Raw genomic sequence first — 15,156 nt, forward strand, 5'->3', positions numbered from 1 at the left:
AGGGTGTCCCAATTTGAGCGACGCCTGTCCCTTTTACCTACAAAACCTTCTCTATTTGTTTAATCAAAACATCAGTTTTTTTATCGGAAAGATGAAGCGTTTTTCTTATTTCTCTCCTGAAATTTGTTTTAAATAGTGGCATTTTTAATACCTCTTTCATTGGTATTCCAGATGCTTTTTCCTGCAAATCCGCTAAGATTTCCATAGAGATATCGACTCTGACTATATCCATATCAGATTCTACGTCATCCAGGAGTATCCTGTTCGGCTGGTTATGAAACCATAAAAATTCTTTTTGCCCCTTAAAAGTCTCCTTGTATCGTCTCTTAGCATTTTCATGTATAATATTAGAATTTGGACTGGAAAATTCTCCGAAACTGGAGAAGAGATAGGATCTTATGTCCTTTGTTAGATTTGCTTTTACTGGATTCATATGAATATATCGAAGGCAACTCCAGTAATATCTTTCATCCTCTATACTTTGGCTTTTATAACGACTCTGAAACACATAGCCGGATCTATTCTTTTTTCTATTATAATATTCCGCAAATGCAGATAAAATATAAGCCATGTATTTTGATAATTCCGCCATTTCTGCCTTTATTAAAATATGGAGATGATTGCTCATAATACAGTACGCATGTATTTCCACTGAAACTTTTTCCAGATACTTTTTAATAAGGAGTTGCATGACTTTTTTATCATTTTTGTCATGAAATATGTCTTCTTTATTTATTCCCCTCGCCATAACATGGTAAAGATCTGTAGAACTTCTTTTTCTTGCCGTTCTCGGTATAAATATTCACCTTCTTTCAATTGGTTTTTATTATCTGCATATGGGACAGGTCTGCTTTCAAATGGGACACCCCAGATGTATTTTGGGACGTGTTCTTTTTAGAAAGAACACGTCCCCCTCTGCACATTAGAACGTAAATTTATCCTCAAAATATGCTTTCAAATCTTCTATTTTAATTCTTTCCTGTTCCATCGTATCTCTGTCTCTTACTGTTACCGCTCCATCTTGCTCAGACTCAAAGTCAAAAGTTATGCAGAATGGTGTACCTATTTCGTCCTGACGGCGGTAACGTTTTCCTATATTTCCTCTGTCATCGAATTCACAATTATATTTCTTTGAAAGTTCTTCATAGATTTTCCATGCTCCATCATTTAATTTTTTTGACAAAGGCAGAACTCCAATTTTAACAGGTGCAAGTACGGGATGGAAATGAAGGACCGTACGTACATCTCCCTTTTCTTCATCCAGAACTTCCTCATCATAGGCACTGCATAAGAAGGCAAGTACCATGCGGTCCGCACCAAGAGACGGTTCAATTACGTAAGGGATATATTTTTGTTTCTTCTCATCATCAAAATAAGTAAGATCCTGGCCGGATACGTTCTGATGCTGTGTCAGGTCATAATCTGTTCTGTCTGCGATTCCCCAAAGCTCACCCCAGCCAAAGGGGAAAAGGAATTCCACATCTGTAGTCGCCTTGCTGTAAAAGCTTAACTCTTCTTTATCATGATCTCTGTAACGAACTTCGTCGTCTTTTAATCCTAGAGTGCTAAGCCAGTTCAGGCAAAAATTTTTCCAGTAGTCAAACCATTCCAAATCTGTGTCTGGTTCACAGAAGAATTCCAATTCCATCTGCTCAAATTCACGAGTACGGAAAGTAAAATTGCCTGGTGTAATCTCATTCCTGAAAGATTTACCTATCTGTCCAATGCCAAAGGGTATTTTCTTTCTTGAAGTCCTCTGTACATTTTTAAAGTTAACAAAAATACCCTGTGCTGTTTCAGGACGCAGGTATACAGTGTTTTTTGCGTCTTCTGTAACACCCTGGAAGGTTTTAAACATCAGATTAAACTGACGGATATCTGTAAAGTTATGAGCTTTGCAGGTAGGACATGGAATCTGATGCTCGTCGATAAAACTTTTCATTTTTTCCTGTGACCAGGCATCTACTGAACCATCAATATCGATTCCTTTTTCCGCACAGTAATCTTCAATAATCTTGTCAGCGCGGAATCTTTCATGACACTCTTTGCAGTCCATCAGCGGATCAGAAAATCCACCGAGATGTCCGGATGCCACCCATGTCTGAGGATTCATCAGAATTGCACAGTCCACGCCCACATTATATGGGCTCTCCGTAATAAATTTCTGCCACCAGGCCTTCTTAACATTGTTCTTTAATTCCACACCTAAATTGCCGTAGTCCCAGGTATTGGCAAGGCCGCCGTAGATATCAGAACCCGGATACACAAAACCTCTGGATTTTGCCAGAGCGACAATCTTTTCCATTGTTTTTTCCATTATTCTTTCTCCTAACTTTCCAAACTTCGTAATCAATCTGTCTTATTATAACCTTTGTATATGATCTTTTCAAGTTCTAACCCGTAGAATTTGTACCTGTTTATACGTGTAGAAATGAAAAAAATAAGAGGAATACTAAACTTTCAGCTTATCCTTCAGGGATTCTACTCCTCCTTATATGGAAGCTGAAAAAGGGACAGGGCTTTCCGAATTTGGGACACCCCTTCCCTATTTTGGGACGTGTTCTTTCCAGAAAGAACACGTCCCCTTTTTCCCCTTTTTCGTCCCCTTTTTTTGTTACGTCATCTGCTCCAGTATCTCCAGGCTTTTGAATTTTTTATCTATATATTTCCCCGTATATGCCCCGACTATTCTGCCCAGATGATACAATGCTTCTTTTGATACAGTAAAGCTGTACAGCTTTTCCAGGGGAGATGCTACGATATACTGCATGGTATACCTCACGGTTTCATCTATTACCATTCCATCCTCTGTATTTTTCCTGCAGTTTGGGCAGAGCACTCCGCTTTTACGGACGCTGAAGGTATCCAGAGATTCTTTTTTCCCGCAGCTTACGCATTCGAACACCTGGGGATATTCACCGTTGATAACCATGGCCTTCAGTTCGAATATGTAGCGGATCAGCCGGTTATCCAGTCTCTCATTGAGAAGCGCTTTCAAAGTAACGTAGAGAAGATTGAGCATCTGCCTTTCATCTGTATATTCTCTGCCATAATAGTCTGCAAATTCCAGAAAATAAAACCCGTAATAAACCCCCGGCTGAGCCACAGCCAGTTCTGTAAAGTAGTTTTTTACCAGTGCCTGCTGCATCTGGTAGGCGGTCCTCCCTTCGTACAAGATAAAGCTTCCGAATACAAAGGGATTGGCCGCTGCCAAAAGGGGGCTGTTCTGCCTTCTGGCCCCCCTTGCAAATGCTGTGATCTTTCCCCGCTCTTTTGTAAGCAGGACTAACCGTTTATCATAATCCCCTACGGGCATGGCTGATAACACCATTCCGGTCACGGTTATGGTTTCTGTCATCTCTATACTTCCTTTTTATCATATCCAAAGTTCTTCATAAGAAAATCACTGTCCCGCCAGTCCTTTTTCACCTTCACCCAGAGCTTAAGATTGACCTTCTCTTCCAGCATCTGCTCAATCTCATATCTGGCATTGGTTCCTATTTTCTTTAACATAGCCCCTTGTTTTCCGATAATGATTCCCTTATGGGAATCCCTCTCACAGATTATTGTAGCGTCAATATCCACAATATGCCCATGGCGTCTTTCTTTCATGGTGTCTACTGCAACTGCGATTCCATGGGGAATCTCTTCGTCCAGGGCATGAAGCGCCTTTTCCCGGATAATCTCAGCAACAATCTGCCTCTGAGGCTGATCGGTTACAGTATCCTCATCATAGAACTGGGGACCATAGGGAAGGTATTTGAAAATGCACTGTATAATATCCTCTGTGTTTTGCCCCCGCAGCGCAGAAGCAGGAATTATCTCAGCAAAATCCATGATTTTCCGATAGGCATCAATAAAGGCAAGCACCTCTTCCTTCTTAACCGTATCTACTTTGTTTATTACAAGAATCACCGGGACATTGCATTGTTCCAGCTGTTCTGCAATATGCCGCTCACCGGCTCCAATAAAAGTAGATGGCTCCACCAGCCATAAAATTACGTCTACCTCCTTCAGAGTCCGCTCTGCCACGTGAACCATATACTCCCCAAGCTTATTTTTAGCCTTGTGAATCCCAGGCGTGTCCAGGAAAACAATCTGTCCCTGAGCACAGGTATAAACCGTCTGAATCTTATTCCTGGTAGTCTGAGGCTTTTTAGAAGTTATTGCGATCTTTTGCCCGATTAATTGATTCATCAGCGTTGATTTTCCCACATTCGGCCGGCCAATCAATGCTGCGAAACCGGATTTGTAATTTGTGTTCATACCTTCCTCTTCCTAAAACAGTGGTTTTACTTCTTTAAACAGTTCTTTGTTATCTTCGATCTTTCCTTCGCCTCCGATGACGCAGATCATATTCTGATTCATTATCGACTCTACAATATCCCCCAGCCTCTGAATATCTTCTACGGAAGCATTCAGAATCTCTTCCCTCTCTGTGCGGATATCCTCCTCTGTGAGCTTACCAAAGTACGCATTCAGGCTCATGGCCCCTTTTGTGGATGGGTTCATAGGAACATCCAGTTCACTGATGGTGCCGATAATATATTTTGTCATCTCTCTCTCGTCTGCCTGGAAATTCCTGATAAACGCTGGAGTCTCCCTGAATACCTTCAGCGTATTCTTCAGATGGGGATCTCTGTAGGATACCAGGAATCCGTCCCCGGATCTGCGGAAACCGCTCATGCATCCGTAAGCCCCGCCCTTAACACGGATATTCGTCCAGAGATATTCATAGCTCAAGATCACCTTCAGAATACGAAGTGCCCCTGTGTAGTGATACCCTGCATCTTCAAAGTTACCGGCACTGGCCACATATTGTACCTGTCCGGAAGTTTTAAAGCCCTCATTTTTCGGACGGAAATCATATTCCAAAGCCCCTTTTTCCACAGGCTGTGTATACAGTCCCTCTTTCAGCTCTGTTATCAAAGCCTCAATCCCCTCATATCCCGCTTCATCTGCAGTATAGCTCACCACCAGATGTTCCGGGCGGAAAATCATCTTCATCAGCTGCTCCAATTTGGAGAATACATCTTCTTTTACCTGCTCAAAATTCTTCTCAATAGTATCAATTAAGTCATAGAACGCAATCCCGCCAATCTGATCCTGGAAATAGGCCGTTTTGGAAAAATAAGAGACTGCCCTGAGCATAGCCGAGGAGTGTCCCGCACTGGCCAGGGACATCTGAAGCCTGGATTTTAATTTTGCGATTATCTCATACAGACGCTTCTCATCTCTCAATTTGGAAGTGAAAAGAATCTCCCGGATCATAGAAAATACAAAAGGAAGTTTACTGTATAGTGTTTTACTCCTCACCCCAAACATATTTTTCGTATCATGCCTGTCTTTGGTATTGCCGAAGACCTGGAGTCCGCAGCTTATGCCCCCGGTGTTGGCATTAATCTCGTTAAATAATTCCCCATAGGAATAATGTTCTGTATCCACAAACCCAAGAACGGATTTCAGAATCCCCATGTAGGGTACCAGATGGGAGGGAACATCCTTTGTGTCAAAAAGCAGGGTAAGATATCCGATGCCGTTGGTGTAGATATTGTGGTGCAGAACCAGCGTATCTCCCACATACTTTTCCGTATTATAAATCTTCGTCCCTTCTCTGGAGATATCGGATCGCTTCAGCATAGGAATGCACTTCAGTGCCTCAGGGGACTCCTCCCCTTCCTGATACTCTGTCAGATGATGTGTTTTTTTCACCAGTTCCTCTATCTCAGCAGATGTAAGAGAGGCTTTGTAGGCCGCAAGCCTTTCCTCCAGAGCCTTTTCCCTGGCAGCTGCCAGTCCCCGTTTTGGATTTACAATCACCACAGAGGCATGAGTGTTATCTAAAAGATACGTCCGAATCAACCCTTCAAAATATCCCTGCCCTGCTTTTTCTTTCAGGAGCTCGAAAATCTTCAGCTGTTCAAGGTGCACGAAAGGTTTTTCATCATCATAAAGCCAGCTGTCGAATACATCAATCCCATACATCAGGCCCTTAGGATAAGATGCGTAATCGGCTTCCCGGAAACGGAATTCCATAGAATTAATGCCGGCTGCCACAGCCTTCTGGTCAATGCCTGTCTGTGAGATTTTTTCCAGAGTCTCCCGGATTAAGGACAAAAACCTATCCTTCTGTTCCGGACGGGCATTTTTGGCGATTACTGAGAAAAACGGCTGGTAAATCCCGTCATCATAGGAGCCCATAATATCCTTGCCTATCTTCTCGTCCAGCAGTACCTGCTTTAGAGGAGCTCCCGGTGCGCTTAGCAGCACATAATCCAGAACACTGAATGCAACGCAGAGCTCAACATCCAGACTGTCTCCCACGACAACGTTGTAAGAAAGATACGTATTCTCTTCCTCCGGCTCATTTTCTGCCACCGGATATTCCAGCACAACCTCTTTTACCTGAGAAAACGCAGGCTGTTTTGGTATCTGGGAAGTCACAGGCATGGCATCATATTTGGACAGATACTCCCGGTCCATCCACCTGAGCTTCTCCTCCATGTCCATCTTTCCATAGAGATAGATATAGCTGTTTGAGGGATGGTAATACCTGCTGTGGAATCCTAAGAACTCAGAATACTTCAGGTTTGGAATATCTGCCGGATCTCCCCCGGATTCCACACCGTAGGGGGTATCCGGAAAAAGGGAATTTAAAATTGCCCGGTCCAGCACCTCCTCCGGGGAGGAAAATGCGCCTTTCATTTCATTATATACCACTCCGTTATAGCGGAGGGGATCTTCGGGATTCTCCAACTGGTAGCTCCACCCCTCCTGGCGGAAAATCTCTTCCTTTTCATAGATATTAGGGAAAAATACGGCATCCAGATACACATGCATCAAATTTTGAAAATCCTGGTCATTGCAGCTTGCCACAGGATACATGGTCTTGTCCGGATAGGTCATAGCATTCAAAAAGGTATTCAGAGACCCTTTCACCAGCTCAACAAAAGGATCCTTTAATGGAAAGTGCTTGGATCCGCACAGAACACTGTGCTCCAATATATGTGCTACCCCCGTACTGTCTGCGGGCGGTGTGCGAAATGCAATATTAAACACCTTATTCTCATCATCATTTTCCAGAAGCATAACTCTGGCACCACTTTTCTTATGCTTCAGCAGGTATCCTCTGGAATGGATATCCTCAATCATCTCCTCCTGAAGTAGTTCATATTCCGGTAACTGTTCTATCTGCATAAATTGCCTCCAATTCTTTTATATTTTTATCTTCTCCCGGATTCCGGGGCTTATTCTAACTGTTCAAAGACGTATCAGGCATATTATACCATTTCCGGATAACTCCCACAAGGCATGGAAAAAAACAGAACGCGGAAAAAGGAACAGGGGCTGTCTCTGCAGAATTCAGTCCCTGTTCCTTCTATAATTATATTGTGAATGTAAAAAATACAGGCTTCTTATAGATCCAGCTGATATACCCTGGCTGTATTTTTGTAAAGCACTTTTTCCAAATCCTCTTCCCTGGTGATCACAGAGCGATATTTGGCAAGCTCAACAGGAATCTGATAAATATTATCAGAGGAGAACATAATCTTATCACATCCAACCTGTTTTACCATATTACTCACCCCAATTACACCTACCCAGCTTGGTTCCAGGTAAACATTCTCGAACTTTCTTGCCAGATAAATAGCCTGCTGATTGTGCATCTCTGAACCTGCATGAGCCAGAATACAAGGAACATCAGGAAAGCTCTCAAGGGCATTTTCCACACTGATGGGATCTGAAAACGGAATACCTGCTCCTGTGTGAACCATCAGGGGTACTTTCAGCTCCCTGCACACTTCCCATACGTGAAGGGCATCCCTGGAAGAAGGATGGGTTGCATGACCGATAGGTGTAATTTTAATGCCCACAAACCCCAGCTCTTTGATACATCTGAAGGCTTCTCTGTCATAATCGTCCGGCCGGAAGTGGGGATTGATAGATGCCATTCCCCAAAACTTTTTCTTCGTACTCTTCGTCAGCTCATAGATCCTGTCATGGATGGCCATGTGATCCTCCATATAGATTCTCGGAAGATACGGCTGTACCACAGCTCCGTCCACATCATACTTGTCATAAAAGGAAATCAGATCTTCTTCTGACTGTTCCTCATCGAATACCACATCAACACCCAAATGGGCATGTAAATCAATAATCATAGACTAACTCCTTTCTATGCTGCTTTCTCCACAGTTCTTTTTACCTTCTTCTCCACAGCATCCCCGGAGCTGAGAAGAAGTACAATAATAATCAGTGCTCCCTTGGCAATATTCTGTGCGCCTACGGAGAATCCCATAATCTGCATAGCAGTTACTATCAGTCCCAGGAACAGGCATCCCACCAGTGTTCCGGGTACATTTGCTTTTCCTCCTGATATCAGGGTACCACCAACTACAATACTTGCAACTGTTTCCAGCGTATAAGAATCTCCCATCCCCAGAAGGGCTCCGCCCACTCTTGCTGTAGTAAGCATACCTCCGAAGGCTGCCAGGATACTGGAAAATACATAGGTAAGCATTTCCACCCTGTTTACTTTAATTCCTGCCAGCTTTGCCGCTTCTCTGTTCTGGCCCACTGCCAGAAGTGATTTTCCGTAAGAAGTCCGGTTCAGCAGGAACCAGAATCCCACCGCCAGAAGAATAATCAGGAAAATCATCAGCTGTACCCCAAATATCCTTGTAGTAACCAGCTTTTGAATCACCGGAGCAATGGCAAAAATAGAAAAGTTTTTATTGATTAACAAGGCGGCTGTTGTGAGGATATAGTTCATCGCCATTGTGGCTATAATCGCCGGTATTTGCAGATAGATTACCATCACACTGTTCAGGAATCCGATCACCGCTCCGAGTACCACAATGACAAGAATTGCCAGAGGAACATTTTTATTCTCCCCGTTAATAATACTCATAGAGACAAATGCCATTAAGGTCAATACCCCTGGTATGGAAAGGTCAATAGCTCCCCGCCCTGAGGTTACCACCAGCATCTGGCCAAAGGCAAGTATTGCCAGAAATGCCGCTGTATAAGCATTGGATAAAAAGCTTTCCAGATTCAGCCTGCCAGAAGAGATACCCATTACAAACCACAGAAGGAAAGCGCCTACCGCTGCCCACACCCAGTTGTTTTCTTTTATATATTTTTTAACTTTCTTCATTACTGCAGTTTCTCCTTTCTCAGCAATCTAAAGGAAAGAATTAAGATTAATACCAGTCCCTGGATTGTAGCTGTATAATCTGTACTCACTTTTAAAAGTCCCAGCAGTACGCTCACCATAGTGAGGGAAATACCGCCGAATACAGCACCCACATGCGTTACCACACCGCCGGAGAAGTAACCGCCTCCGATGATAACCGCAGCAACTGTAAGCATAGTGTAAGTTGCAGATGCATTGACATCCGATGCTCCCGTAATTGCAGACTGCGCAATGCCGCCCATCATAGCAAAGACGCCGGCAATCAGATAGGTAGCCCAGTATGCCCTGGCTTTCGACCAACCGCTGTTTCTCATAGCTGTATCGTTGTTGCCGAACCCCCGCATTACTGTACCGTATCTGGAACGGTAGATAAGAATCGCCAGTACGATAAAAAGGAGCAGCCAGAGCAATATTCCCTGAAGTACAGGATTGTTGGCATTGAAAAGATGAACCATCCATTCCGGTACATGTCCGCCCGGTACATCCTGAAGCACATACGCCATGCCTGTCCATACAAAAGACATCCCCAGTGTCACAATAATCGGCGGAACACCTCTCCAGTAAATGATCAGTCCCATACAGGAATATACCAGAAGCAGTCCCAAAAGACAGAGAATGCCTAATGCATTATTCTGATCCAGAATAGTAGCGCATACTACGTTTACAAGCCCCATAAAGGCGCCTACACCCAGGTCAATATGTCCTAGTCCGATAGCAAACGTCTGTGCCAGTGCCGCAAATATAAATGGGGTAAATCCCACGGCCAAAAGCTCCACGCCAAACTTTGTAAAGATGGACGGTGAGAGCGCCCCGCATACCACATACAGAATTAGCATGGCAATCAGCGCAAGCAGATAAAGCTTTGGAGACTTCGCTTTCTTTTTTTCCAGATTTTCTGCTTTTTTCTCATTGTTCTGAAATGCTAGTTTCAGCATGGAAGAATGCTCAAACTCATCGTGGTTAAATTCCCCGGCCACACTGCCTGCATTCAGTACAAACAGTCTGGTACAATACTCCAGTTCGGCATCATCTGATGTTCTCCAGATTACCAGTTTCCCTTCTTTTGCCGCTTCCTGGAATACGCCGTAGAGCTCTTTTTTGGTCCCTACATCTACGCCTCTGGTAGGATCGTCCAGAAGGATAATATCAGCATCTACTGCCATAGCCCTGGCTATCAGTACCTTTTGCTGGTTCCCGCCGCTGAGACTGGTAATCAGATCTTCATTGGAGGCACATTTTGTCTTCAGACGCTGGTTCCACTGTTCTACAATTTCATTGGTTTTGCCGGTAGAAATAGGCGCAAACAAAGCTCCTCTTGCTATTTTAGAGATAATGGTGTTGTCTGTAATAGACCATAAAGGAAAGATACCCTCTTTTTTTCTGTCTCCGGCCACATAGGCAACCTTTCCCTGTATGTGCAAACCTGCTTTTTTCTTCCTTGCCTGAAAGAAAACCTCCTGAAGGAACTCCAGCTGTCCGTTGCCCTCCAGCCCTGTCAGGGCAATGATCTCTCCTCCATACATTTCCTTGGAGATTTTCTTCAGCATACCATTTGAATAATTATCAAAAGTAACTTTTATATTCTTGTTAATCTCAATGGGGGCCATAGCTGTCTTTTCCTCGTCCGCCGCCTTTTCTCCCACAACCCCGTCGCCCATGCGGGCCACCATATCCTCCTCGCTGGTTTCCCCGATGGGGCACTGATATTTCTCCGCTCCGTTCTGCATGATAAAGATTCGGTCTGCCAGGAACATTATTTCTTTCAGCCTGTGAGAAATATAGATATAAGAGATGCCTTCCCCTGCACTTTTCTTTATGTAATCCTGTAGCTGAGACGTCTGCTCTGCGGGAAGAGAGGAAGTCGGCTCATCCAGCACCAGCATCTTCACCTCAGAGTCGCTGGTAGCCCGGGCGATCTCAACCATCTGCTGCTGCGCAATGCTAAGTGTGGCAAGACCTGCATTCACATCAATGCCGTGGTCCGGAAATACCCGGTCCAGAGCTTCTCTCGCCATTTCCTTTGCCTGTTTCCGCCACTTTATATCCTTTTTGTCGAACCTCTGAAACTGCTCAATATAAAAATTCTCGTATACCGTAAGGTTTTTACACAGAGACAGTTCCTGATGAACGACACGGATGCCTTTTGTCCTCGCCACTGCCGGAGTGTATTTATTCATATCCACAGCTTCTCCCTCAATGGAGAGTGTACCTTCATTCGATGTGATAACACCGGAGAGGATTTTAGTCAATGTACTCTTTCCTGCTCCGTTGCCGCCAACCAGGGCAAGCACCTCTCCCTTTTTCAGCTCGATGCTCAGGTGATTTACTGCTGTTGTGGGACCATATATCTTCAGCAGATTCTCCGCTTTTAGGAAAAGTTCCTGCTGTCCCTTTGTTTCTGTCTGCATTTCCAATCCTTTCACCATGCCTTTCGTTTATTTTAAAAGAGGCTGCCGCAAATGTGAGACTCACTTTTACGACAACCTCTTGGCTTATGATTTAATTATTTTGCCGCGTCAATGATATTTTCAATCACATACTCATTTGTGAAATCCGGGGAAACAAAAGTACCTGCTGACATTCCTTCATACTCACTGAGATTGTCTGCTGTGATATGAGGAACCGCAATCATCATTTCCTCCGGTACGTCATAGCCATTTAAAATATCAAGGGCTGTCCAGAATGCTGCCGCGCCGCAGCCCGGTGTGGAACCCTGGCTTAATGTCTCATAACCATCTTTACTCATCCACCAGTTAATAAATTCTGCTGTATTATCTCCGATAATAATTGGTGTCTCTCTGCCGGACTGTTCGAATGCATTGACAGCACCGATGGCATCTCCGCCGCAGTGAGTAATTACGGCATCTACATCCGGAAGTGAAGGCAGTACTTTTGTCAGTTCTTCCTGTGTCTTAGTAGCACTGGCCTCGCCGATTACCTCCTGTACAATCTTGAGATCCGGATAATTTTTAATAGCCTCTGTAATACCTGCATAAATTCCCTGATCAGGAGCTGCACCGGATACGCCTCTTACGACAACCACGTTTCCTTTGCCGCCCAGCTTTTCTGCCACGAAATCCACGCTGTCTTTTCCAATCTGCTGCCAGGGATAATCCATGGTATACACACCCTCTAAATCTACGATGGAATCGAATGCTACCACTTTAATGCCTGCATCCAGAGCCTTCTGAATCGTACTGTTTAAAGCTGTGGGAGATGCTGCGCAAATACAAATTGCATCTACGTTGCTCAGAATAAAGCTGTTAATCTGAGCAATCTGTGAGTTGACCGTATTATCACCATTCTGTACCTCGTAATCCTTTATGTAGCCTGCAGCTTTTGCCTCATCTGCTGCTTTTGTAAATGCCTCTACCATCTGTTTCCGCCAGGTATTGCCGAAGTAAGAGTTAGAAAGACCGATTACATAGTCACCTTTTTTTAATACTCCTGATGCGTCTGCAGAAGCAGTGTCTCCCGCATCTTCCGTAGATGCATCTTCTTCCTTGTCTGCCGCCGGGGTGCTTTCTGTGTCCTTTGCTTCTTCTGTTTTGCTTGTGTCTGCACTTGCAGAATCAGAACCGTCGCCGGAACCGCATCCAAACAACATTGCTGATGCCATAGTCATGCAGATTAACATGCTCAATACCTTCTTTTTCATACCATCCATCGCTCCTTTTCTTTATGGTCAAATTGCCGTCTGACCGTTTTATAATTATACGTTTGATGTTTAATGTATATCATATATTTAAAATAATGTCAATGGTTTGCATAATTATTTTTTAGTATTTCCCTATACTTTATACAATTTCCACAAATTTAGACAACAAATTTCTACAAATAATTTTATAATTTAATCAGTTGTTTCATCAGACGTATTATCTTTATCTGCAGTCAGGAACGAATATCTGCAAACAGCTGTACTGTAGACCGGGCGCAAAAAAAGAGGTATCATAAGGCAAATTCATACCTCATGATACCTCTTTATTCTTTCTCTTACTTTCCTGCGGCCATGTAGAATCGGATCAGAGAGTCCACCGTCCCGGTAAGATTTTCTTTGCTCTTATATCTGGATACAGAGAAATCCTCAGCCGTTCTGTTAATGCTGAAAATCGCATTGACTCCAAGCTCATATGCACCTTCCGCACCGTCTCCGATGGAACCTACGACAGCGGTTACCGGCACGCCCAGCCTTTTGGCACGCTCTGCAATTCCTATGACAACTTTGCCTCCAAGACTCTGGCTGTCAATTCTTCCCTCTCCGGTAAATACCATGTCAGCCCCGGCTGCCAATTCTTCAAAATGAATCATATCCAATACTGTCTGAATCCCAGATTTCAGATTACCGCCCATAAAAGCTACGATCCCGGCCCCCAATGCGCCGGCGGCTCCGGCTCCCTCCATACGCGACACATCTATACCCAAATCCTTCTGTATAAGCGAAGAGAGATAGATAAGCTGGCTGTCCAGCTCCTTTACCATCTCCGGGTCCGCCCCTTTCTGCGGTGCAAAGATATAAGCTGCACCCTGGGGTCCGTACATAGGATTGTTAATGTCGCACATGGCGGTAATAGAAACACCTTCTAAAAGCTTTCTTGTCTCGCTGTTATCAATGGATACAATTTCTTTTAACGTGCCGCCCGCGGGAATAAAAGCCTCTCCCTCTGCATTGCGAAATACAGTTCCCAGGGCTGCGGCCGCACCGGTTCCCCCGTCATTGGTTGAGCTGCCGCCCAGCCCGATGACAATATCCGTGCAGCCGTTTTCCACGGCATGTCTGATCATCTGTCCGACTCCATATGTACTGGTAGCTTTGGGATTTAATCTGCCTTCCGCCTGCGGGAGGCCTGCCGGCTGTGCCATCTCCAGGATTGCCTGGCTTCCCACCTTCGCATAGTATACATCCACTGGCTCCATATAAGCATTCTGTACCTGAAGCTCCACCTTCTCTGCATCAATGGCATATAAAAAACAGTCCACAGTCCCCTCGCCGCCGTCAGCTACTGGTACTGCTTTCACTTGACAGTCAGGATAGAACTCCAGTACTTTCTCTTTTATAATATCGCAAATCTCAATGGAACTTAAGGTGCCCTTAAATGAATCGGGCATAATCACACATTTTTTCATCACATGCTCCTCCTGTTTATCTTATTACTCTGACAATATGATTTTTTCCTGGTCATAGGGCACATACAGATTGCCTGAATAATATTCTTTTCCTTCTCTCATATAAAGCACTTTTCTGTTTTCATAATTTTTATCTTCCGTATGCCACAGCACAAGATTCTCAATTCCCAGTCTGTCAGCAAGCACACAGGCATCCTTAACTGTACTGTGATGCTTCTCGTACGGTTTAAAAATATCCGCCTGGGAATCTAGACAGAATGCCTCATGAAGCAGCCATGCGCTGCCACGCACCTGCTCTTCGTTGGCTTCATTATATGGCTCGTCCCCGGCGCATGTTAACTTTTTACCGTTTTTCAGTACCGTGGTAAAACCGAATTGTTTTGCCTTAGTTGAGTGAATATCAAAAAATTCCACATCATAGCCAATAATTTTTCTGTGCTCCCCATCCTCCACGGGTACCAAAAAAATTCTCTTTCCCAGCATTTTATAGAATTTCCCCTGAATCGTCAGCCGGGCTATGGTGTCTATGGTCTCTATGAGATCCGGATGGCAGTAAATGTTGCATTCGCCCTCATAAGTACCTTTTTTCATTCCAGTGGCTATGAGACGGATCATCCACACAATTCCCAAAAGGTGGTCACAGTGTTCGTGGGTGATAAAAATATCATGGATACCGGCAATGGGTACCTCTGCCTTTTCCAGTGCAGCCAGAATTCCGTTTCCCCCTCCGGTATCAATCAGCCAGTACTGCTCATCCCGTTCCAGTACAAAGCAGGTATTAAAGCATTTGGTCACAACAGCGTTGCCGGTTCCCAGTACAACAAGTCTTTCCATTT

At 44.2% G+C, this 15,156-nt stretch carries 11 protein-coding genes; all 11 read right to left on the reverse strand.

All coding sequences use genetic code 11. The annotated features are described in order from the left end of the window. Nucleotides 1-37: 37 nt before the first annotated feature. The 11 genes from BUA56_RS10480 to BUA56_RS10530 all read right to left on the reverse strand — a co-directional run bounded on the left by BUA56_RS10480 (nucleotide 38) and on the right by BUA56_RS10530 (nucleotide 15,154). A complete protein-coding gene (locus tag BUA56_RS10480) occupies nucleotides 38-802 on the reverse strand; it encodes an REP-associated tyrosine transposase (RefSeq protein WP_423241193.1) in 765 nt (254 codons plus the stop codon). A 120-nt stretch (nucleotides 803-922) separates the two neighbouring features. Further along, the gene (locus tag BUA56_RS10485) at nucleotides 923-2,317 is read right to left on the reverse strand and encodes a glycine--tRNA ligase (RefSeq protein WP_072851399.1); all 1,395 of its coding nucleotides are present in this window, start codon (nucleotides 2,315-2,317) and stop codon (nucleotides 923-925) included. A 297-nt stretch (nucleotides 2,318-2,614) separates the two neighbouring features. Beyond that, nucleotides 2,615-3,358 carry a DNA repair protein RecO gene (gene recO / locus BUA56_RS10490; RefSeq protein WP_072851400.1) on the reverse strand — a complete coding sequence of 248 codons (744 nt, stop codon included), beginning with the start codon at nucleotides 3,356-3,358 and terminating at the stop codon, nucleotides 2,615-2,617. A 2-nt stretch (nucleotides 3,359-3,360) separates the two neighbouring features. Further along, nucleotides 3,361-4,266 carry a GTPase Era gene (gene era, locus BUA56_RS10495; protein WP_072851402.1) on the reverse strand — a complete coding sequence of 302 codons (906 nt, stop codon included), beginning with the start codon at nucleotides 4,264-4,266 and terminating at the stop codon, nucleotides 3,361-3,363. Between the two features lie 12 nt (nucleotides 4,267-4,278). After that, nucleotides 4,279-7,197, reverse strand: coding sequence for an insulinase family protein (locus tag BUA56_RS10500; RefSeq protein ID WP_072851404.1), 2,919 nt, complete (start codon nucleotides 7,195-7,197; stop codon nucleotides 4,279-4,281). A gap of 218 nt (nucleotides 7,198-7,415) precedes the next feature. After that, the gene (locus BUA56_RS10505) at nucleotides 7,416-8,162 is read right to left on the reverse strand and encodes an amidohydrolase family protein (protein WP_072851406.1); all 747 of its coding nucleotides are present in this window, start codon (nucleotides 8,160-8,162) and stop codon (nucleotides 7,416-7,418) included. A 14-nt stretch (nucleotides 8,163-8,176) separates the two neighbouring features. Next, a complete protein-coding gene (locus BUA56_RS10510) occupies nucleotides 8,177-9,157 on the reverse strand; it encodes an ABC transporter permease (protein ID WP_072851408.1) in 981 nt (326 codons plus the stop codon). Next, nucleotides 9,157-11,622, reverse strand: coding sequence for an ATP-binding cassette domain-containing protein (locus tag BUA56_RS10515; RefSeq protein ID WP_103711269.1), 2,466 nt, complete (start codon nucleotides 11,620-11,622; stop codon nucleotides 9,157-9,159). The genes BUA56_RS10510 and BUA56_RS10515 overlap by 1 nt, the downstream gene beginning before the upstream one ends. A 77-nt stretch (nucleotides 11,623-11,699) precedes the next feature. Next, the gene (locus BUA56_RS10520; RefSeq protein WP_084067828.1) at nucleotides 11,700-12,854 is read right to left on the reverse strand and encodes an ABC transporter substrate-binding protein; all 1,155 of its coding nucleotides are present in this window, start codon (nucleotides 12,852-12,854) and stop codon (nucleotides 11,700-11,702) included. A 335-nt stretch (nucleotides 12,855-13,189) separates the two neighbouring features. Next, the gene (locus BUA56_RS10525) at nucleotides 13,190-14,320 is read right to left on the reverse strand and encodes a glycerate kinase family protein (RefSeq protein ID WP_072851410.1); all 1,131 of its coding nucleotides are present in this window, start codon (nucleotides 14,318-14,320) and stop codon (nucleotides 13,190-13,192) included. A gap of 24 nt (nucleotides 14,321-14,344) precedes the next feature. After that, entirely contained in the window at nucleotides 14,345-15,154 is an 810-nt protein-coding gene (locus BUA56_RS10530) for an MBL fold metallo-hydrolase (protein WP_072851412.1), read from the reverse strand. Nucleotides 15,155-15,156: the final 2 nt, after the last annotated feature.

The sequence above is a fragment of the Lactonifactor longoviformis DSM 17459 genome, assembly GCF_900129135.1.
Lineage (GTDB): Bacteria > Bacillota > Clostridia > Lachnospirales > Lachnospiraceae > Lactonifactor > Lactonifactor longoviformis.